The sequence below is a fragment of the Pontiella desulfatans genome (assembly GCF_900890425.1).
Taxonomy (GTDB): domain Bacteria; phylum Verrucomicrobiota; class Kiritimatiellia; order Kiritimatiellales; family Pontiellaceae; genus Pontiella; species Pontiella desulfatans.
Window position 1 is genome coordinate 387,430 of record NZ_CAAHFG010000002.1, and the last position, 22,173, is coordinate 409,602.

Here is a 22,173-nt window from a genome sequence, read left to right on the forward strand (position 1 = left end):
CTTGTGGATGAAGGCTTATTTGCTATCGTCTAAGTCCCAACAACAGGAATGCCGATGAAGATGCACAAGAGACCTTCCCTGAAACTCCTTGGCTTGCCCTATGAAGCGACGGTGGCCTTGGTGTATCTTCTTTTCGCCTTGGCATGGATCTTCTTTTCCGATCTGGCCCTGGAGATCTCCGTTCGCGACCCGCAACGGATCCTCGATCTGCAAACCTACAAGGGGTTTGCGTTTGTCGGCGTGACGGCCTTGATCCTCTTTTATGTCCTCCACCGCATTTTCCAACGGTTCCGGAATATCCATGAATGCCTGGAATTGAGTGAAGAGCGCTATCGCATGCTGATTGAATGCCAGTCGGATTTGGTGGTGAAGGTGGATGTTGAAGGACGCTTCCTATACGTGAGCCCGACCTATTGCGAAATGTTCGGCAAGACCGAGGATTCCTTGCTGGGCAATACGTTCATGCCGTTGGTTCATGAGGACGATGTGGCGGCAACCGAGGAGGCGATGAAGTCGCTGTTCGAACCGCCTTTCCAGGCCTACATGGAACAACGGGCGCTGACCAAGGATGGTTGGAGGTTCTTTGCCTGGCAGGATACCGCCATTCTCGACGAAGAGGGCAACGTCAAGGAGATCATCGGGGTCGGCCGCGATATCTCAAAGCGCAAGGAGAGCGACGACCGCCTGCGTCTGGCAACGAATGCCGCGCAGATCGGAATCTGGGAATACCGGTTCGATGACAAAAGGCTGATCTGGGATGAACAAATGTTCGCGCTCTACGACGTGGAGCCGGCCAGGTTCGGCGGGTATATTGAAGACTGGGAAAGCACGCTCCATCCGGACGACCTCGAATCGGCCCGCCGGGTCTTTGCGGATCTGCTGCGTGGAGAAACCGTGTATTCGACGGAGTTCCGGATCGTGTGGCGCGATGGCAGCGTGCACCATATCAAGGCGTTGGCGGAAATCAAGCGGGACGCGGTCGGGCATCCCGTGCAGGCTGTTGGCACCAACTGGGACGTCTCGAAGCAGCGTCAAATGGTGGCGGCCCTTAGGGCCAGCGAGCAGGACTATCGCCAATTGTTCGAGAACATGACTGCCGGGTTCGTGGTGCTCGAGGTGGTGCGCGATGATGCCGGAAAGCCCGTCGACTATAAAATCGTTCAAGCCAACCGCGCGGCGGAAGAGATCGGGGGCATGAGCCGCGCGCAGGTTGTTGGGCGGCTGATTAAAGAGGAATTCAGCCCCTTTGAAACCTACTGGCTCGACCAGTTCGCCCAGGTGGCCGAAAGCGGGCAACCGGCCGTCTTTGAGAATGAAGTGTCCTCGATTGGCCAAGTGTTGTCGGCCAGGGTATTCCAGCCCAAACCCGGATACCTCGCGCTGGTGATTTCCGACAACACCGCCCGCCGCCAGGCCGAGGAGGCCTACCGGGCCAGCAACGAACGCCTCCAGCTGGCCACCACGGCCGCGCAGATTGGCATTTGGGAATATGAGGTCGGACCGGACCGGTTGATTTGGGACGAGCAGATGTTTGCTCTTTACGACATGGAGCGCCCTGAGTTCGAAGATAATTTCGAATCGTGGGAAAAACGCGTTCACCCTGAAGATCTCGAAGCAACCAAGGCCGAGCTTGCGCACTGCATCGATAGCGGTTCGGATCTGAATCTCAGTTTCAGGATTTTTTGGCGCGATGGCAGCATCCACCACATCCGCAACCTCGCAACCATCGCATACGACGCCGATGGCAATGCACTCAGTATAGTCGGCGCCAACTGGGATGTCACCGAAAGCAAGCAGGCCGAACGCGAGTTGGAGGAGTCGCGCCGCTTCCTCCGGGCGATCCTGGATATGATCCCCGTCGGGGTCTTTTGGAAGGGGTTGGACTTCCGATACCTCGGTGCCAACCAGACCTTCCTGCAGGATAAGGGACTCGGGGATCCGATGGACATCATCGGAAAGGATGACTATGCCATAAACACCGACCCGGCATCTTGCGACGGCTACCGCGCCGACGACCGCAACGTGATTGAATCCGGCGAACCCTTGCTCAACATCGAGGAAACCCATGGCGTCGCCAGCGGCGAAATCCGCCACCTGCTGACGAGTAAGATTCCCATGCGCAACGTCGAGGGCGAGGTTGTCGGGGTGCTTGGGGCCTATGTCGACATCACGCAGGTCAAGCTGCTGGAGGAGGAGCGCCACCGGGTGCAACGGCAATTGCAGCACATTGTCGATAATACCAACGACATGATCTTCCAGATCGATCTTAAAGGCAATTTCATCTATGCAAACTCGGCGGCCAAGGCGCTGACCGGCTATGCGGCGGATGAATTGGTCTCGAAGAATGTCATGGAGTTGATCCTTCCTGAATTCCAGGCCATGGTGCAGGGCCGCATCGAAAACCGGATCGGCGGCAATCCCGAGACCGGGCATTTTGCATTCCAGATCCGCCACAAGGACGGGCATTGCCTATGGGTGGAGCTTGCGACGAGTGGGGCCTACGACACCAAGGGGGAACTGGAGTCCATGCAGGCCGTTGCCCGCGATATCTCCACCCGCAAACATGCGGAGACCGAACTCGAAGAGTCGAGGAGTTTCCTTCAGACCATCATCAATACCATTCCCGCGCGCGTGTTCTGGAAAGATCTCCACTCGGTCTATATGGGTTGCAATACCTCCTTCGCCACGGATTCCGGCGTGGGCGATCCGGAAGACCTGGTCGGGAAAAGCGATTTTGACATGAGCTGGGGCGAGGCCGAGGCCGAGCTTTACCGCGCCGACGACCAGTCCGTGATCGAGAGCGGCGAGCCCAGGTTGAATTTCGAGGAAAGCCAGACCCGGCCCGATGGGTCGGTTTTCTGGCTGAGCACCAGCAAGGTGCCCATCCACAATAGCGTCGGCGAAATCATCGGCGTGCTGGGTGCGTACCAGGATATAACGGATCGAAAGGCACTGGAGGAGGAGCGTACGCGTCTCTTTGCCGCCATCAACCAGACGGCCGAGGCCATCGTCATCATGAAAACCGACGGCATCATCGAGTATGTGAACCCCGCTTTCGAGTCGGTCACCGGTTTTTCCCGGCAGGAGGCCGTTGGCGTTAGTCTGGCCATCATCAAGAGCGGCAAGCACGACGATGAGTTCTATTCAAAAATCTGGAGAACCATCGAAGCCGGAAAGATCTGGCGAGGCCGGATCGTCAACCGCCACAAGGATGGTTCATACTATACGGTCGAGGCCGCCATCTCGCCGGTGCGCGATGCCGATGGCGAGATCGTCAACCATGTGGTTTCAATCCGCGATATCAGCCAGGAGGTCGAACTCGAGGCCCACATGCGCCAGGCCCAGAAGATGGATGCCGTCGGGCGCCTGGCCGGAGGAGTTGCGCACGACTTCAACAACATTCTCCAATCCATCCTTGGCTTCAGTGGAATCCTCCTCTCGGAACTGGAGGCGGGATCGCCGCAATTCCAGGATGTGGACGAGATCCGCAAGGCGGCCCGCCGCGCCGGCGACCTCACCCGCCAACTGCTCACGCTCAGCCGCAAGCACAATGTGGAATACGCCGTCCAGAACCTTAACGAAATCATCCGCAACAGCGAACGCATGATGGAGCGGCTGATCGGGGAGAATATTGACCTCGTTTTCGACCTTCAGGCCGATCTGCAACCCGTACGGGTCGATCTTGGCCAAATTGAACAGATCCTGCTGAACCTCTATATCAACGCACGCGATGCCATGCCAGATGGAGGAACCCTCACCGTGGCCACCCGCAATGTCATGGCAGCGGAGGATGGGGGCATCGTCGAGGAGGGGGCGGGGAACGATCATGTTTGCCTCTGTGTCCATGATACCGGGGTCGGCATCCGCGAAGAGGTCCGCGAGCACCTTTTCGAGCCGTTCTTCACCACCAAAAAGGTGGGCGAGGGGACTGGTTTGGGGCTATCCGTCGTCTACGGCATTGTCCAGCAGCATGGAGGCTGGATCGATGTCTCAAGCAAGGTCGGCGAGGGGGCCAAGTTCAAGGTCTACCTTCCGGCATTCGACCGTTGCGAGCTCGATGGTTCCTCTGCCCAGGAACCGGAGGAAACCACGGACACTCCACTCGGGCGCGGGGAGCACATCGTGGTGGTGGAGGACGATGCCACCCTGTGCGACCTAACCAGGCGGATGCTCCAGGATGCCGGCTATGCCGTGGTTTCCGCAGTCAACCGCGAGCAAGCACTGCTCGCGTTGGAAGGCGCCGCATGCAACCTGTTGTTCTCCGATGTCGTGCTGCCGGATGGCACCGGCATCGAGCTGGCGCGGCAGGTGCGGGAGCGGTTCGGGAATATTCCCGTGCTGCTCTGCAGTGGCTATTCCCACGATGCGGAAACACACGACTCTTTGCAGTCCAATGGATTCCGGTATCTCCAGAAGCCCGTGGCCTCCATGAAACTGTTGCAAACCGTTCGGGAAATGCTTGATGAAGCCGCACGTTTATAGTCCACTATGCCAATCTTCCAAGGAGCGAGAACCATGCCGCGCATACTGATAATCGACGACGACGAAACCATCCGGAATGTCTTCCAGCGTTTCCTGACCGGCAAGGGGTTCGATGTTTCCGTGGCCCCCGACGGGCGAAAGGGATTGCGGGTGCTGGATGATGAGCAGGTCGATCTCGTGGTCACGGATATCATGATGCCCGAAACGGACGGCCTGGAAGTGGTGATGGCCATCCGGGGCAAGGGTACAGATATCCCCGTCATCGCCATGTCGGGGGGCATGCATGCCATGCCGATGGATTTTCTTCCGATGGCCAAGAAGTTCGGCGCATGCAAGGTGCTCTACAAGCCCATCGAACTCGAAGACCTGCTTGCCGCTGTACAGGAAGCCCTTTAGCGCGTTCATCGCCACGTTGGCGAAGGGCGCGTGCCGCGCAAGCGGTCCTGCCGTTCGTTGGTTTTAGTCGAAACCGTTTGTCATTCCCCAGAGCGGCTTGTAGCTTCCAAGGCACTAGGGCAGGAGGTCCCGCATGGTTAAGGAACGGCCAACGCCGTGGCAGGTGATGGAAAGCCTGGCGGATATCGTATCGAAGGCCTATGGCGAAAAACGCGCCAAGGCAACGGGAACGATCCAGTTTGTTCTCTCGCATGCGGATGGACTGCTGGAGTGCCACCTTGTTGCCGATGGCGGGAACGTCCGGCTATGCGAGGGGAGGGCTGATCGCCCGGAAGTAACCTTGTGTTCCTCCTTCTACGACTGGCTGGACTTGGCCGGAGGACGGTTGCATCCCGTACTAGGGGTGATCCGCGGCAAACTTAAATTTTCAGGGAAGACATCGCTTTTCGCCGCGCTCATGCCGGACGATGCCTTCTGGGAGACGGTGGACAACCGGGTGCAGGATCCTCCAACCCCTTTTGAAATGAATCCAGTCCGGCACTGGAAAAAGCCGCAGAAGGTCGTGGTGTTGAATGGCTCGCCGCGCGGGGAGGGCGGATATACCGAGTTCTATCTCAGGGCGTTCCTAGCCGGGCTCGGTCGGAAGGGCGTCGGGATTGAAACCATTCACTTGAGGGAACTGGATATCCGCCAGTGCTCCGGATGCTGGCAATGCTGGCTGAAAGGGACGGGGGAGTGCGTATTCCAGGACGATTTCCAGCGTGTGCGCGATCGGGTTTGGCAGGCTGATTTGGTGGTGTTCGCTTTTCCGCTATACGTGGACGGCATGCCATCGTTGCTGAAAAACCTATTGGACCGTTCGGTTGGAAGCAGTTCGCCCTTCATGGTTGAGGGGATTTGGAAGACACGCCATCCCCGTCGCGTTGCTCGGGACCAGGCCTGTGTGGTCCTGTCCATTTGCGGTTTTCTTGAAATGGATAATTTCGATGCCGTCAAGGCCCACGTCAGGCAGGTTTCCCATAACCTCCATCTACCGGTTGTCGCCGGAATCTATCGTTCGGCGGCCATGTATCTGCATGGTAACCCAACGGTGTATCGGCAACTGAATGAGGTGCTCGATGCCATGGCGCGGGCAGGGGCCGAAATTGTCGAAAAGGGGCTGGTCCGGCGCAAAACCATGCGGCGCATAGAACAGCAACCCTGTACGCCGAAAGTATTCAGAAAAGAGTCCAACTTTTACTGGACGCACAAAGTCGGCAGCGGCGACGCCGATTACTAAAGCGCGTTGCCCCATTGCGTGCCTGCGGCACGACAGGGGAGGCAGAAGCGAGGTGCAGACCATTTGATTGTGCCGCTTGCCCATTATCATACTTGCATAAGTATTAAGTTGGGGGATGTGAATATATATATGGCTATAACGAAATATCATACTTATGCAAGTATGATGATTTGCTCATTCATGATATCCGTCATCAGCGCCAGTATCTGATGTGTGGCCAGTTTCCATGGTGCAACATCGGGCAGGTGTTTTTGGGGAACAGGCAGATGTGCGAGAGTCCTCCCCTTGAAGAGAAGGCCTTGTTTCCGAAGCAGGAACGAAGGGTTTCAGTTGCCGGAGAATTTCACGAATGAAATTCCGTAACCTGAAAGGGAAACTGGTTCCTCCCGGTCTTCCGATCGAGTGGGTTCTCGGTCGAGGTGACGCGCAACGAGTCCTCAACCTCTCTCCGCTGCGTTCTCGATGCTTTTAGCCTAGATCCGGGAATAAAAATGAAGGAAACGGTGTTTTGTAGTATCGTCGTAGGAATTATCGATGATCGATTCCTTCACCCGCTAGGTTCGGTGGTTTGCTTCCTTCATTTCCATCCTACGGCTGGCCGATCATTGCACCTGCTGCGGTTTGAAAGCGTTGAGGTAGGCAACGCATCTTTAACTTTCGTGTCTTGCACCTATACGAACGTAACCATTCCTGTATCTAGGTTTAGTTGTGAAGATCGACGGTGAGGGTGCGGGTTTCGCCCATGTATTCGACCACCACATCCTGGTCGCGGACTTCCACAAGCGTAACTTTGTCTTCGATCAGCTGGCCGGGGTGCACCTGGTCTCCGTTGATGATGGCGAAGTCGCCGCCTGGCAGGGTTGAGCTGCCAAAGCTCGTTAGTTTCAGCTTGGGCCAGCGAAGCTTATCGTCCCGTTTCGCGAAAAACTTATTGATGCCGGAATCCGGTTTGGGTGCCTGGGCGGCTTCGACCGGCGGTACATTGGGGGGCGGTGGTTGTGTCTTGGGCGGAGTTGGGGTGGAGGGCGTCGTGGGCTCGGGTTTTTCCTGTTGCGCGGAGAGCGCGTGCATCTTTTGCTTTATGGCCGCCAGATTAAATTTCGAAGGTTCCCCATCCGGGCTTTTGGCCTTGAACCCGTAGTGGAAGAGCATTGCGCTACACATGAGCAGGCCGGCGATCAGCAGCAGCAGGGTCGTCAGCATAATTCCGTGCGACGGCGTTTCCTCAAATTCAACCTGATCTTCTACAAGAGGGGGCTCGTTGCTCAATTCGCTCACAATCAACTCCTGGCTTGGGCGGCCACATTAAAAACTTCTACCGCATATCATTGGTACTGGCCTGCTTCTTGGCAAGAGGGAAATTGGCCGATCATCATGGTATGGATACTGCTAAATAGCTGGCGCACCTGATTGGGATCCGTTTCATGGGGTATGGACGGTCTTCGGGTGCGGGAAGCAGGAATGAAGAAATATGATTAAGAAAGCATCCAAGAAGGATCAAACGCGAAAACGGTTCAACGATCTGGTCGGGGTGGATTTTTCAACCACGGGCACCAAGGTGGTTCGTCTGAAAAGTCATAAGGGAGGATTGACGCTGGCCGGGCTCGACCTCCTCCCTCCGATCGATTTCGGGGAGGTGGCCAGTCGCATCGAGCTGCCGCGGAACATGTCCACCTACTATGGCTGTCTGTCCTATACCGGTTCTGCGGCGGTTGTCCGCATGGTCAATGCGCCGTTGCCGGCGGGAGAGGAAACGTTGCCGGAACCCAAGTTGCGCGAGTTGCTCAATGTGACCGACGACTATCGTGTTTCCGCCCGAATGGTGAAGCGCGGGAAGGGGCGGCAGGATTCCAGCTTGCTGGCCGCCGCCATTCCCCAGGACGATGTCCGCTACCTCCTGAGCATGTTCCCTTCGGGACCGCCGGCTCCGGCATCGCTCGAGGTTTCCGGCCTGGCTTTTGTCTCGGCTTTTCTCCATGCCCGGGGCGAGGAATGCAAGGAGAGTGCCGTCTGCCTTTTCGAGGCGGGGGAATCGCTAAGCCATTTTGTTTTCCTCAACAACCAATCGGTCGTGCTGGTTGGCAAGCTGGCTTTCGGCACCCGGACGTTGCGTCAAAAGCTCGCTAAGGACCTGGGGGTCGACGAAGAACTCGCCGACTCCATCCTGACCGATCGTTCGATCAATATTTCGTCTTCGCTTTCGAACGTGATGGAGCCTTTCTTTAAGCAGTTGAGCATTTCAAAGGATTTCATCGAGCGGCACCAGGGGTGCCGCATTTCCAAGATCTATGTTTCCGGGGGGTTAAGTCTTCTTTCCAGTTGGTCGAGCGAGGTCGGGAATTTGTTGAACATGGCCGTGGAACACTGGAGTCCCTTTGAAAACATCGAGATTGATCCGGACATTCTGCCTCACGAGATGGAAAAGCAGGCCACACGGTTCGCTGCCGCAGTCGGTGCCGCGATCGGAGGGTTTGAGGAATAATGAACACAACCCGCGTAAATCTACTTACAAAGTCCGAACAACGCCACCAAGGCGCCATAAGCCGTCGTTTCCTGACGATCAGCCTTGTGGTCACCCCTATCATGCTGATTGCGGTGCTTAGTGGAATCAAGTTGGTGCAGTACACCGGAGTAAAGTCGGTATTGGAGTCGAGCCGGACGGTTTGGGCGAATCTTGAACCCAAGCTGGAGCTTTTCAAGGAAGAGAAGCGCGGCTTGGCAACCAACCGCCAGATGATCAAGCTGTTTGATGGCTGGAATGGGGCGCAAGGGTCGTTCGTCAAGTTGCTCGAGGACATCCAGGAGACGGTTCCGGAAAACATCCAGTTCGTTCGTATGTCGGTGCGGGGCACGCAAGCGGACAGTGTCTTCGCCGCTCCGGAGGACATGGCCATGGACTACAAGTTGGTCATCGAAGGCATCTCGCAGGGTGAACACGCGGAAAACGATGTGATCCAGTTGCGCAAGGAGCTTTTGGCCTGCGAGCAGGTTGGGTCGACCTTCAATTCGCTCAAGCTCGCTTCGTTGCGCAAGCGCAACAGTCCAACCGGGCAGAACCTGCGTGAATTCCGCCTTGAAGGCGAAGTTGAAGACGTCAAGGGAGGGGAACTATGAGCCTCTCGAACCTAAGCAAACAGCAACAGCAGTATATCGTTCTTGGTCTGATCGTGCTGGCCGCCCTGGGATGGGGTATCTTCAAGGGTATTGAGTTTAGTCTGGCTTCGGTCGCGGATGCCAAGCTTGAGTTGGCTGAACTGGCACAAAGAATTGAGCAGGCCGACGCCATGCTGGCTCGCGGCGGAAACATTGGTGGTGAGTTCGAGGCCTCGGTTGAGGATTTGAAGAGCCGAATCGATCGCACCCCGCCCACCCAGAACTATTATTCATGGGCAACGGAGGTCATCTATTCCTGTGGGCGCTCCTCGGGGCTGGAAATCGACTCGATCGAGGAGGTCAAACGTGCCAAGTCCAAGGATGACGCAGAGAAGGAAGGAACCAGGTTCGAGTCTTACGCGCTGCGCATTACCGCCCACGGAAGTTTTGAAAAAACCAAGGACTTCCTTCGTGTAATTGAGCAAGACCATCCGTTGGCACAATTTTCCGGACTTGAGATCAGCAAGGGGGCCAACCCGGACTCGCACGACATCCAGTTGTTCATCCAATGGCCGTTCGAATTCACTGAAATCGTCCAGATGTGGAACGATGTTGCCAAGAAGCAACGAGCCTATGCCATCCGCGTTCCTCAAGAACATAAGCCTGAAGATGATGTGCGAGAAACCGAGGTTATGGAGCCGGAGCCGGTGGTTGCCGTTGCGCCGAAGCCCGCGCCCAAGCCGGTTGCGGTGCCCGTTCCGGAGCCGGTGGTCGAGGAGCCGAAGGTTGTGAAGCCGGAGCCGGTGGTTGCCGTTGCGCCGAAGCCCGCGCCCAAGCCGGTTGCGGTACCCGTTCCGGAGCCGGTGGTCGAGGAGCCGAAGGTTGTGAAGCCGGAGCCGGTGGTTGCCGTTGCGCCGAAGCCCGCGCCCAAGCCGGTTGCGGTGCCCGTTCCGGAGCCGGTGGTCGAGGAGCCGAAGGTTGTGAAGCCGGAGCCGGTGGTTGCCGTTGCGCCGAAGCCCGCGCCCAAGCCGGTTGCGGTACCCGTTCCGGAGCCGGTGGTCGAGGAGCCGAAGGTTGTGAAGCCGGAGCCGGTGGTTGCCGTTGCGCCGAAGCCCGCGCCCAAGCCGGTTGCGGTGCCCGTTCCGGAGCCGGTGGTCGAGGAGCCGAAGGTTGTGAAGCCGGAGCCGGTGGTTGCCGTTGCGCCGAAGCCCGCGCCCAAGCCGGTTGCGGTACCCGTTCCGGAACCGGTGGTCGAGGAGCCGAAGTTTGTGAAGCCGGAGCCGGTGGTTGCCGCTGCGCCGAAGCCCGCGCCCAAGCCGGTTGCGGTACCCGTTCCGGAACCGGTGGTCGAGGAGCCGAAGTTTGTGAAGCCGGAGCCGGTCGGCGTGTCGGATAACATGGATTCGATCCTGGCCTCGATTGATCGTTTTGAAACCACGGGGGAGATTGGCCAGCAAGAATCCGAAACGGAACCTGTAACCGAAGAGACCAAGCTCGAGTCGCTGTTGGCATCGCTCGATTCGCATGGGCAAGAAAAACAGGGCGAGGAATCCGTGGAGAGCAGCACCGATGCTGCATCGCTGGTCGCCTTGGTCATGGAGTTGGAGACCGCGCCGGAGAAACCGATCGAATCCAAGCCGGCCCCGGCGCCGGAAGCCGTTGGTTCACCGATTCCCAAGAAGGCGGTCGTTCCGCCCGTCGCCAGAGGCGAAAAATATGCAGTCACACCGGCCAGCACGGAAAAACTGAAGGACCTGCTTCGGAAGGATGCGCCGAAGGCCAGTGCCTCGTTGGGTTCGTTCCTCAATGGTTTGATGGAGGATATCAATGAATAGCTTTACACACCGGAAGCACCTGGGAACAGGGGTTGTACTTATCATGTTCATGGCCTGCATCGCAGTTCGTCCGACCGAACTGCATGCAAAGAGCACGGATGGCACGAAGGATGCTAATCAAAAGGCACCTGTCATCAAGCGCGATCCGTTCTGGCCCATCGGCTATGTGCCGGAAAGTGTGAAGGCCGCGACCGAGCCGGAGCCCGAACCGGTCAAGCCTACAGTGGCAAACAATTGGAACAAGGCCATGAGAAATGTCGTTATCAATGGAGTGAGCAGCCGAGCGGACAACGAATTCTTTGCCGTGATCAACGGCGAGGTCAAGAGTGTTGGCGACACGGTTTCCATTTCGTTCGATGGAATGGTCTACACCTGGGCGGTGGACAGTATCAAGCCGCCGGGATCGGTCAAGCTGCGCCGGGTGTCTGCGCTTTAGGGAGTCGTTGAATACAAGGGAATCAGGAAGGTGAATGGAATGAACATCGCAATGGGAAAAAGTTTTTGGAGCATTCTGGCGGCAACTACGCTGACGGGAACGATGGTCTATGCCCAGCAGGAAAAGATCGCGGATGAAGATCTGCTCAGCCTGATGGAAACGGTTAACGGAGGGGAAACCGCGACGCTGATGGGAACGAACCTCGTGGACGAGGCCATGGATATCCTGGTTGCCGCCGGGGAAAACGTTGCCGATACCAACAGCACCGAATCCGCCGAAGTGGTGGACGATCTCGGCATGGTCGCGGTGGACCAAAGCGCCATGAGCAGCGGCGACAACCTGATTTCCGTCCGACTTAACAAAGTGGGGCTGGAAGAGGCGATCAATCTGTTTGCCCAGCTTTCCGGCGCCAACATCATTGTGCCCGAGTTGACCGATGCGGCCCAGATTTCCGTGAACCTCAAGGATGTCGAATGGCGCCCGGCGCTGCAGTCCATCCTCGACACCTATGATTACGAACTCTATCAGAAAGTGGCTGGCTCCAACGTCTACAGCGTCCGCCAACGCCCGGTCGGCGCGCCCGAGCCGCAGGTGGTCGAAACCTTCGTGCTCAAATATGCCACCGTGCCCAATGCCGCCGCCCTGGTGCGCGAGCTGCTGCCCGAAAACGCCAAGATTTCCGAATTCGCCTCCCGCAACATGCTGGTGGTCAAAAGCACCGAGTCGAGCCTTGGCGAAATCCGTGCCGTACTCGAAACCATCGACCAAGTGCGCCAGCAGGTCTTCATCGAATCCAAGTTCATGGAACTCACCGACGACGCCCAGAAGGATCTCGGCATCGACTGGAGCGTGCTGCAGTCCTACAGCGCCGGGGCCGGCCTGTCCCAGTATACCTACCAGCAGGACAAAAATAGCGGCTATAGCGATTCCTCGGAAAGAAACACCTTCACCGATGTTTCCGGAAACGAGTTCGAACAAACCACGCCGTCCTATGGCGAGTTCCAGCGCGGCGGTTCCTCCCTGGCACCCTGGTCGCTGGCCAATGTCACGCCCGCTCTTTCCGAGCTGGCCGCTTCGGGTTCGAGCAAGAGCAGAACGGAAGTCCTCACCAGCGTACTCTCGGCCGACGAGTTCAGCTTGGTGCTCAGTGCCCTGGAAGATAACAAGGGTGTCAACGTGGTCTCCAACCCGAAGGTCATCGTGGCCAACGAGGAAAAAGCCAATATCTCGATCATCCGCAAGGAACCCAACCTGAAGCAGGAACGCGAGCAGCAGCTCAACGACCAGCCCGCAACCACCATCTTCACACTCGATCCCGACGTGCCGTTCTTCGAATACGGCATCAAGCTCGATGTCACCCCGTCGATCAACACCAGCAGCAACATTACCGTTGCGATCAACCCGTCGCTCACCCGCAAGTATGCCGACAAGGAGGCCGGCGACGTCACCTATCCGATCATCGATGAAAAGAGCATCAAAACCGTGTTCAACCTCGCCAGTGGCCAGACGGCCGCCATCGGTGGCCTGACGGAGGTTACCGAATCGGAACAGGAAAAGAAGGTGCCGTTGCTTGGCGACATACCCTTCATCGGCCGCCTTTTCTCTTGGAAGAGGACGATCCGCGGCCAGGACGAAACCATCATCTTCGTCACCGTTGGTTTGGCCAACACGCAGGACATCAATGCCGAGACCGGCATGCCCGGCGACGCCGAGCTCGCCCGCCGCCAGATCATCGAGGATGCCAACAGCCGCAAGCTGCGCGACCACGGGCGCAACTACTACGAAGCCCAGGAGTCCGACAGGCTCGACGATATGCTGAAGGTCATCGACCAGAAGGAAGCCGAGCGCATCCTCCGCCGCAATGCCGAGCTGGACAAGCAGGCCCGCAAGGCGGCCGAGCAAGCCGCCAAGGAAGAGGAGAAGGCGGCGAAGGAAGCCGCCAAGCAACAGGATATCGCGTCGACTAAATAAATTTTACACGCCAGCCGCCCCCGTGCAACGGGGCGCGGCGGATGGGAGTTAGCCGTGAAAGAAAAAATCATAGGTTGGGGAGTGTTCGCAGGATGCCTGCTGGCCATCGGTATTGCGATGTTCGGGGCCGGGCAGAAGCCTCGCGGAAAAGTAGGCCCGGAACCGCGTCCTGTTCCGGAGCAAAAAGGCACCTCGCCGGTGGCCGCCGAATTCGGCGCCTTCTCGGACGACGATTTAAAGGTGGTGCAGGATGCCCCCGTTTCAACGAACTCGGTTTCGTTCGATGCCACCGAGGGCTGCGAGGTGCTCGATGAGCGCCAGACGATGCTGGGCAACGGCGATGTCGAGCATCGCCGCCTGGTGAAGCGCTCCGGCAAGCACCCGCACCGCATCGTGGTGGAAACCCTGCACCGCGATCGGCAGCTTAGAAGATTTGTTCCAACCGGCCGCACCGAAATGGTGGCCGACCAGGTGTTGGTCAGCCTGCGTGCCGGCGCAGATGAACATGCGCTCCGGGAGCTGGCCGCATCGTTCGATGCCACGGTGTCCCGATCCCTTTCCGATGGCCGCACTTTCATTGTGAAGTTGCAAGCCCCAAGCCTCGATGCCGTGGAAGAGGCCATCGGATTCTTTTCCAAGGCCGCCGCCGAGGTGGCCTATTCCGAGCCGGATTATGTCCGCCATTTTTCCGGCAAGATCCCGAACGACCTGATGTATGGCGACCTTTGGGGCATGCCCAAGGTTTCCGCGCCGGACGCCTGGCAGATCACGACCGGCAGCAAGGATACCCTCGTCGCCGTCATCGATACCGGCATGGACATGGACCATGCCGACCTGCTTTCCAACCTCTGGGTCAACGAAGGCGAAATCGCCGGCGACAACTTCGACAACGATGGCAACGGCTATGTCGATGATGTGAACGGATGGGACTTTGTCGGTGAGATTGGGGACAACGATCCCGACGATGGCGACGGCCATGGCACGCACTGTGCCGGTACCATCGGCGCGGTCGGCAACAATGCCAACCAGGTGGTCGGCGTGTGCTGGGAAGTCAGCATCATGCCGCTGCGAGTCGGTACCAGCGAGGAGTTGCTGGATTCCGATATTGTGGACGGCATCCGCTATGCCGCACGCAACGGCGCCAAGGTGCTTTCCAACTCCTATGGAGGCGAGGGCTTCAGCCAAACCATGTACAATGCGGTTTCTTACGCCAACGACCAGGGCGCCATCTTCGTGGCCGCCGCCGGCAACGACTCGACCGACAACGATTCCACCCCCCAGTATCCCGCCAGCTACGACCTGCCGAACATTGTTTCCGTCGCGGCCACGGATGAAAACGACAACCTGGCAGACTTTTCCAACTATGGCGCCAGCTCGGTCGATCTGGCCGCCCCCGGCGTCAGCATTGTGAGCACCTATCTCAACGGCGATACGGCAACGTTGGATGGCACCTCGATGGCCTGCCCGCACGTGGCCGGCGCCATGGCGCTGCTGGTCACCGTGGATCCGATGCTGACGCCTGCCGAGGCCAAGCAGCTGTTGCTGGCCAGTGTCGATCCGGTTTCCGGACTTTCCGGCAAAGTGGAGACTGGCGGTCGCCTGAACGTGCACGCCATGTTCGCCAACGCCAACGATGCCGACAAGGACGGCATGCCCGACCAGTGGGAAGAACTCTATGGCTTGAACCCGAACAATCCGCACGATGCCGGTCTGGATGGCGACAACGACCACCTGACCAACCTCGAAGAGTTCCAGAACGGATGCGACCCGACCAACGACGACTCGGACGACGACAGCTTGGTCGATGGTTGGGAAATCAAATATAATTTTAATCCGCTCAACGTGCACGGCTCGCTGCCGCGCCTGCAATACCTCGGCCGCAACAGCGATTGCATCGATGCCTACGACCTGGTCGTCAAGGGCAACTATGCCTATGTCGCCGATGGCGCATATGGGTTGAAGGTGCTGGATCTTACCGATCCGGCCAGCCCGGAGCTGGTCGGCTCCTATTCGACGACCGGCGACGCGCGCGGCATCGATGTTGAAGGCAACTATGCCTATGTGGCCGACTATGAAAAGGGACTCTTTATCATCGATGTTTCCAATCCGGCCAACCCGGTGCTCAAATCCTCGCTGTCCACCACGGCGCTGAAGGTGGACGTGGTTGGCGACTATGCCTATGTCGCCGCCCACAACAACGGCTTCAAGATTGCCTCGGTGGCCAGCAAGACCAGTCCGTCCTGGAAGGGCACCTTCTCCGTGATCGGCCTGGAGGTGTTCGACGTGGCGGTTTCCGGCACGACGGCCTATGTGGGCGTCGATGGCGCCAACGCGCGCTTCAATGTCAGCAACCCCGCCAGCCCGACGCTCATCAACCAGCACATCAGCGGCAACAATGGCGTGGGCATGTTCTACAGCGGGGGCCGCATCTATTCGGCCGCCAACCCGCGGGGCGTCATTGTCTACAACTCTTCGTTGCAGGGGCTGGGCGAATACGCCACCTCCGGCACGATCGAGGATGTGTGCTATGGCGAAGGCTTGATCTATGTTGCCGATGGCGTGAACGGGTTCCATGTGCTCGACGGTTCCGATCCCGCCAATATCCAACCCTATGTCAGCTACGACGATGTGCCGGCCTACGGCGTTACCGTCGCCAACGGCTATGCCTATGTGGCCGGCGATGGCGAGGGCATCCAGATCTTCAGAAGCTCGGTCGATGCCGACCACGACGGCATGTACGATGGTTGGGAAATGCAAAACTTCGGAACGCTTGCCAAAAGCTGGGATGGCGACGAGGACGGCGATGCGATCATCAACTGGGGCGAATATCTCGCCAACCTCAACCCGAATGCCGCCGACCAGGATAACGACGGGCTGATCGACGGTGCCGACGAAGTGCGCCGCTACCTGACCGATCCGCGCAAGCAGGATACCGACAACGACGGCCTGGCCGACGGCTTCGAGGTAACAACCAATGCGACCGACAACATCTATCTGACCGATCCGCTCAACGCCGATACCGACGGCGACGAAATGACCGATGGCTGGGAAATCGCCAACGACCTCAACCCGCTGGTGAAGGATGGCGAGTTGGACCTCGACAACGACGGCGCCTCCAACAGGAAAGAGGAGATTGCCGGAACCGATCCCTCCGATCCGGACACGGACGACGACGGCATGCCCGACGGCTGGGAGTTCGATATGGGCATCAACCCCTTGGCCAACGACGCCGCGCTCGATCCCGACGAAGACACCTTCACGAACCTGTTCGAATATGAGCTGCTCTTCAACGGAACCTACACCAATTCCACCCACCCGAAGAAGGCCGATACGGACGTTGACGGTTTGACCGACCCCGAGGAAGTCAATATCCATGGCACCGACCCAACCCATCCCGACACCGATGGCGACGGCATGCCCGACGGCTGGGAAGTGGACTTCGGCCTCGATCCGCTCAGCGATGTCGGCGACGACGGCGCCTCAGGCGACATGGACGGCGACGGCCTGTTGAACTACGAGGAATACCTCAACGGCAGCAATCCGTTTGAGGCGGATACCGATGGCGATGGCTTCCTCGATCCAGAGGAACGCGCCCTCGGAACCATGGCAACCAATCGTTTCGATCCGGTGGTGGTGGACGACAACGCCCCCTTCGACTCCTGGATGTACGGCGGCCAGCCATTCGATCCGCTGTTGAGCGACACCAATGAAAACGGCTCGCTTGAGCACCCGTTCGATGCCATCCAGGAAGCCATCAACGTGGCCTCCAACGGCTTCACGGTGCTGGTGCGGGAAGGCCGCTACCTGGGCTTCGGCAACCGCGACATCAATCCGGGCGGCCTGGAGCTGCGCATCATGGCCGAAAACCAGGCCGACCCTTCCAAGACCCTCATCAAAACCAAGGGCCTGGGCGCCGGCTTCATCTTCGACGGCGGCCAGACGACCAATATGGTGCTCGCCGGATTCTCCATCTGGTCGTCCCTGCTGGGCAGCGACTGCTCCAACGGCGATTGCGGTGAAAAGCACGGCATCATCTGCACCGATGCCTCGAGCCCGTTGATCACCAACTGCGTGGTGGAATATTGCCGCGACGACGGAATCTACTGCGACTTCAACTCCAGCCCGGTGCTCTCGAACGTGACCGTCCGGTCGATCTACGAAGGCCATGGCATCTATGCCAAGAACGGGTCAACGCCCAGTGTCCTGTCGTGCACCATCAACAGCATATACGAGGGCTGCGGAATCCTGGCCGAGGACAGTGTCGGGCTGGATGTCATGGATACCACGATTTCCTTCTGCCAGAACGATGGCGGCCCGGGCCGCGGAATCTGGTTGGTCAACGACGAAACCGCCATCATCCAAAACACCACCATCGCCAATTGCCAAGGCGGCATCCGGTGCGACAACAGTTCGCCGATGATCGACCGCTGCACGCTTTCCGGCAATGAAGCGCCGGACTACTTCGAAGGCGATGGATCCTTTGGCTTCTGGCAGATGAACATTGCCGAGCTGGCGGCTTCCGAGGATAGCGGGATTACCGATGTCACCCACGTCGAGGAAAACGGTGGCGGCATCCTCCTGATGTCGGGCAGCTTCCCGGTAGTCCAGAACTGCGTGATTGTCGGCAACCAAACCTGGGCGTCCGATCCGGACTTCAGCAAGGGCGATGTATCGAAGCCCTACTATGGCTTGGGCGGAGGCCTCTTCTCCGGCGCCGATTGTTCCATTCGGTTGGTCAACTGCACCGTGGCCGACAACCTGGCGATGACCCTCGGCGGTGGATTCACCACCTATGGCAACCATATCGAATATATGCGCAACGACATTCTCTGGGGCAACGTGTGCAGCAATGCGTGGTTGGACACCGATGCCGATCCGGCCGTACTGAGGATTCCGGGCGATGCCCGCTACAACACCTTGCATTGCAACGAGGGCTCCGACCATTTCGACCCGTGGTACTGCGTCATGAGCGATGGCCAGGGCTTCATCGATCCCGATGCCAGCGTGTTCGATGCCGATCCGCTGTTTGTGGGCGGCGGCGACTACCATATCGTCACCAACTCACCCTGCATCGATGTCGGCACCTACTACAACGCACCGTTGTACGACCGCGACAACCTGCCGCGCCCGCTGGATGGCGATACCATTCCCAACAACTATTACTCGATGGATATCGGGGCGTATGAATACCTCAATCCGGGCGCCGATACCGACGGCGACGGAATCCTGGACGGGAACGAGGTGTTCGACTTCACCACCGATCCAACCACCGTCGATTCCGATGGCGACGGCATGTCCGACGGCTACGAGATCGAAAATGGCCTGGATGGCAGCGGTAGCGATGCCGATGCGGATGCGGATGGCGATGGCCTCACCAACGGCGAGGAATTCGCCGCGGGCACCGCCGCCGACAATGCCGACACCGATGGCGACAACAGTCCGGACGGCGATGAAATGATTGCCGGCACCGATGCCACCGATGCCTCCTCGTTCTTCTACGTGTCCGACCTTCGCCCGCTGGCGGGCGGCGGGTGCGCGGTGGCCTTCGATACGGTCGTCGGTCGTACCTACACCGTCTACTGCTGCGGCCAGCTGGGGGGCGACTGGATTCCGGTTGGCCTGCCGGTTGCCGGCTCAGGCGCCGAAATGGTGGTCGAGGATCTTTATAGTGAACCAGCGTGTTTCTACAAAGTGGAGGTCGGAAACCAATAACACTCTCCCTAACACTCCGGGCTTTGGAAAAAGGACTCTCCCGCCTTACCCATGGCCCGGAACTCCCTGGAACGCCCCGGTGCTTGCACCGGGGCGTTTCTCTTTCTTCAGGACGGGGTGAGGCTGGCCATCACGCCTTGTTCGCCGTAGACGAACGGCACCTTGATGAAGGCGATCTTCTTGCCGATCTGCTTGGCTTCTGCCTTGCCGGCGGCCTTGATGGCTTCGTCGCGCAGGTGCATGTCGCCGTTGGAGGCGCGGATGGCGGCCTCGATGGTCTTGGCGCGGGTGGCTTTCACAATCTCGGCCATCTCGAACAGGCCGAGCAGGAGCTGCGCGCCGTAGCCGCGGCCGATCACGTCGTAGCCGGGCCGCCCGAAACCGTGGTCGGAGGCCGGCGCATGGTCGGGGCGGAAAACCCCTTGCCAGCCGAGATCAACCAGCGTGTGCACCACCTTGGCCAGCTCCTCGCGGTGCTCGGCATGGTGGCCTTCGCGGAAGTTCTTGCCATCGGTCTCGATCGGGCGCAGGTGGATGTGCGGGAAGATTTCCTCCATGCCCATGCCCTTCATGCGGCCATATTCGGCAATTTCGCGGATGACGGTGGTGATGTCGCGGTTGGATTCGTTGGCCATCAGCGAACCGATGCACATGTTCACGCCGCACCCGTGGTCGAGCAGGAACTTGTAGCCGTCCGAGCCGCCGACGGCGCGCGGCGTGCCGAGAAACGGCGTAAAGGCCGGATCGTCGGCGTGGCAGCAGAGGCGCACCCCGGCGGCGTTGGCCACCGGCACGACGGCATCGAGGAAATAGGCGATGTGCTCCTGGAGCACCTCGACCGACATGCCTTCGTATTTCGCGACGGCGGCGCGGAAATCGTCGAGCGTGAAGCCCTCCTGCGCGCCGGGCAGGCCGGCGGTGATCATGGCGATGAGCTCTGCTTGCCGCTCGGGGCTATTGGCCAGATAGGCGTCCCAATATTTGCGGGCCTCCGCCACTTCGGCCTTGGTGAATGAGCCGTCGTCGATGTAGGCCTGCTCGTTGTCGTGGCGTTTGAGCAGGTAGAGGTCGAAGGCGGCGAAGGCGGAGTGGATATATTTCAGCGTTTTGGAGCCATCGGGCAGGGTGGTGATGCTCGTGCGCGTCCAGTCGGCCACCAGCATGAAGTTGCCGACCACGTTCTTGACGCCGAACCGGCCAAGGTTTTGCAGGCTGGTTTTATAGTTTTGGATGTGCTCTTCGCGGTTGGGGCTGCCGTTTTTGATGTCCTCGGTGAAAACCAGGCTCTCGGCGGTGTCCCAGACGAGGCCGGTGCGCTCGCCGTTGATGGTGTACCACTGGAACCGTTTCATGCCCTCCAGTTCGGCCGGCGCCTCCGGGTGGGGCAGGAATTCCACCTCGATTTTACGCGTGGCCACCTCGTTCTCCGTCCAGATTTCCCCCGCCGGAATGTGGTGGAGGGCGGTGATGATATTGGTTACGCCAGGGGTTTGTTGGATATTCCTTATGGAAACCTCATCTTCTCGCCCGAACCAGCGCATGCCGGCCCGGACACGTTCCCGGTTCCAGTTTTGGTTGAAAATCTCGCTCATGGCCTCGTCCTTCCTTCCATAATTCGTAACATGTCGTGCCTGATGGGGCTTTGTTTGCCCTTTGTTCAGCGTTTATTTGCGTATCTTGAGTCCTGTTTAGGCGGTTGGTAAAACGGCGGCAATATCGAGGGGTGGCTGTTAAAAATCAATGTTTTTCCTTGTCAAAATATCAACAAAAGCGTTTTCTCAAACCATTGAGGAGTAGGTTCCCGCCGTATGTTACAGCCTGTGCTGACAGGTCGGTTGGAGGCTGTTAATAACTTGTTAATGGAGGGAAAACCTCCGGAGGAGAGTGCGATGGCTGAGAAAGCATCAAAAAAATATGCCATGTTGGTCCCGACCAGCATGGGAGTTCGTTTAACGCCGGTCGATTCACAACCGTTCCACTGTTCCGACACCTTTAAAATGCAGGCAACCAGCGCCGAAAGCAATGTGGCCAGCGTCTCCTCCTTTCTGGGGTTGCGCGTCAAAGTGTTGACCGCGTTCGTCACCAATAGCCCCGTATCGCACTTCATCAAGGACAACCTCGGCAGCCGCCGCATGGACTTCGAGGGGCCCGAGTTCGAGCAGGGCGATCCGTGGGGCTATCGCCACCAGATCAACATGGCCGACAGCGGCTGGGGATCCCGCGGGCCGCGGGTGCAGAACGACCGCGCCGGCGAGGTGGGCCGCGAACTTTGCGCCGATGATTTCGACCTCGACCGGATCTTCGGCGAAGAAGGGGTGGAAATCGTCCACCTTTCGGGGCTCATTGCGGCGCTTTCGCCCAAGACCAGCCAGTTCTGCCTCGATATCGCCCGGGCGGCCAAAGCCCACGGCAGTAAAATCTCGTTCGACCTCAACTATCGCGCCAGCTTTTGGAAAGGCCGTGAGGATGAGCTAAGCAAGGCCTTCCATGAAATTGCTGATGCCAGCGACATCCTGATCGGCAACGAAGAGGATTTCCAGCTCTGCCTCGGCATCGAGGGGCCGGAATCCGGCGGTGAAGGGCTGGACGGGAAGATCGACGGTTTCAAGGAAATGATCGGCCGCGTCCAGGCCGCCTATCCGAACGCCCGCTATTTTGCCACGACGCTGCGGGAGGTCATCTCCGCAAACGCCCACATGTGGGGCGCGCTGGTGACCGATGGCAACGAGTGGGAAATCATCCTGCCGCGCGAGATTGGTGTGCTGGACCGCATTGGCGGTGGTGACGGCTTTGTTGGAGGGCTGCTCTACGGCATACTCAAGGGCTGGGACGTGCAAAAGTGCGCCCGGTTCGGCTGGGCCAGCGGGGCGCTGGCGGCAACCATGCTGACCGACTATGCCCAACCGGCGGACGAGGAGCAGCTGTGGAGTATTTGGGAAGGCAACGCACGGGTTAAACGTTAACATTTA

12 protein-coding genes are annotated in these 22,173 nt (G+C 58.8%); 10 read left to right on the forward strand and 2 right to left on the reverse strand.

From position 1 onward, the window contains the following. Positions 1-54: 54 nt before the first annotated feature. From E9954_RS17380 to E9954_RS17390, 3 genes are all read left to right on the forward strand, one after another. Positions 55-4,482 (forward strand): PAS domain S-box protein, encoded by a 4,428-nt coding sequence (locus tag E9954_RS17380; RefSeq protein ID WP_168442360.1) that lies wholly within the window; start codon positions 55-57, stop codon positions 4,480-4,482. Positions 4,483-4,515: 33 nt separating this feature from the next. Further along, positions 4,516-4,878 carry a response regulator gene (locus E9954_RS17385; protein ID WP_168442361.1) on the forward strand — a complete coding sequence of 121 codons (363 nt, stop codon included), beginning with the start codon at positions 4,516-4,518 and terminating at the stop codon, positions 4,876-4,878. Positions 4,879-5,011: 133 nt separating this feature from the next. After that, positions 5,012-6,157 (forward strand): NAD(P)H-dependent oxidoreductase, encoded by a 1,146-nt coding sequence (locus E9954_RS17390; RefSeq protein WP_136080565.1) that lies wholly within the window; start codon positions 5,012-5,014, stop codon positions 6,155-6,157. A 702-nt stretch (positions 6,158-6,859) separates the two neighbouring features. Here E9954_RS17390 and E9954_RS17395 read toward each other — a convergent pair. Further along, positions 6,860-7,435 (reverse strand): general secretion pathway protein GspB, encoded by a 576-nt coding sequence (locus E9954_RS17395; protein WP_136080566.1) that lies wholly within the window; start codon positions 7,433-7,435, stop codon positions 6,860-6,862. A 193-nt stretch (positions 7,436-7,628) separates the two neighbouring features. On the opposite strand from E9954_RS17395, the gene pilM reads away from it, so the two are divergent. The 6 genes from pilM to E9954_RS17425 are packed head-to-tail and all read left to right on the forward strand — an operon-like array spanning position 7,629 to position 19,204. Continuing rightward, on the forward strand, positions 7,629-8,639 hold the full coding sequence (gene pilM / locus E9954_RS17400; protein WP_136080567.1) for a pilus assembly protein PilM: 1,011 nt from the start codon (positions 7,629-7,631) through the stop codon (positions 8,637-8,639). Then, on the forward strand, positions 8,639-9,271 hold the full coding sequence (locus E9954_RS17405; protein ID WP_136080568.1) for a hypothetical protein: 633 nt from the start codon (positions 8,639-8,641) through the stop codon (positions 9,269-9,271). Before pilM ends, E9954_RS17405 begins: the two co-directional genes overlap by 1 nt. Continuing rightward, a complete protein-coding gene (locus E9954_RS17410) occupies positions 9,268-11,085 on the forward strand; it encodes a hypothetical protein (protein WP_136080569.1) in 1,818 nt (605 codons plus the stop codon). The genes E9954_RS17405 and E9954_RS17410 overlap by 4 nt, the downstream gene beginning before the upstream one ends. Then, complete coding sequence (locus E9954_RS17415; protein ID WP_136080570.1) at positions 11,078-11,521, forward strand: hypothetical protein; 444 nt, start codon at positions 11,078-11,080, stop codon at positions 11,519-11,521. Before E9954_RS17410 ends, E9954_RS17415 begins: the two co-directional genes overlap by 8 nt. Before the next feature lie 39 nt (positions 11,522-11,560). Further along, entirely contained in the window at positions 11,561-13,492 is a 1,932-nt protein-coding gene (locus E9954_RS17420; RefSeq protein ID WP_136080571.1) for a type II secretion system protein GspD, read from the forward strand. Positions 13,493-13,546: 54 nt separating this feature from the next. Next, a complete protein-coding gene (locus E9954_RS17425) occupies positions 13,547-19,204 on the forward strand; it encodes a S8 family serine peptidase (protein WP_136080572.1) in 5,658 nt (1,885 codons plus the stop codon). 107 nt (positions 19,205-19,311) lie between these two features. Here the strand turns inward: E9954_RS17425 and uxuA are convergent, their stop codons facing one another. After that, positions 19,312-20,796: a mannonate dehydratase gene (gene uxuA / locus E9954_RS17430; RefSeq protein ID WP_136080573.1), complete on the reverse strand. Its 1,485-nt coding sequence runs from the start codon at positions 20,794-20,796 to the stop codon at positions 19,312-19,314. 297 nt (positions 20,797-21,093) lie between these two features. Between uxuA and E9954_RS17435 the strand changes: the two genes are divergently transcribed. Then, complete coding sequence (locus tag E9954_RS17435) at positions 21,094-22,167, forward strand: sugar kinase (RefSeq protein WP_136080574.1); 1,074 nt, start codon at positions 21,094-21,096, stop codon at positions 22,165-22,167. Positions 22,168-22,173: the final 6 nt, after the last annotated feature.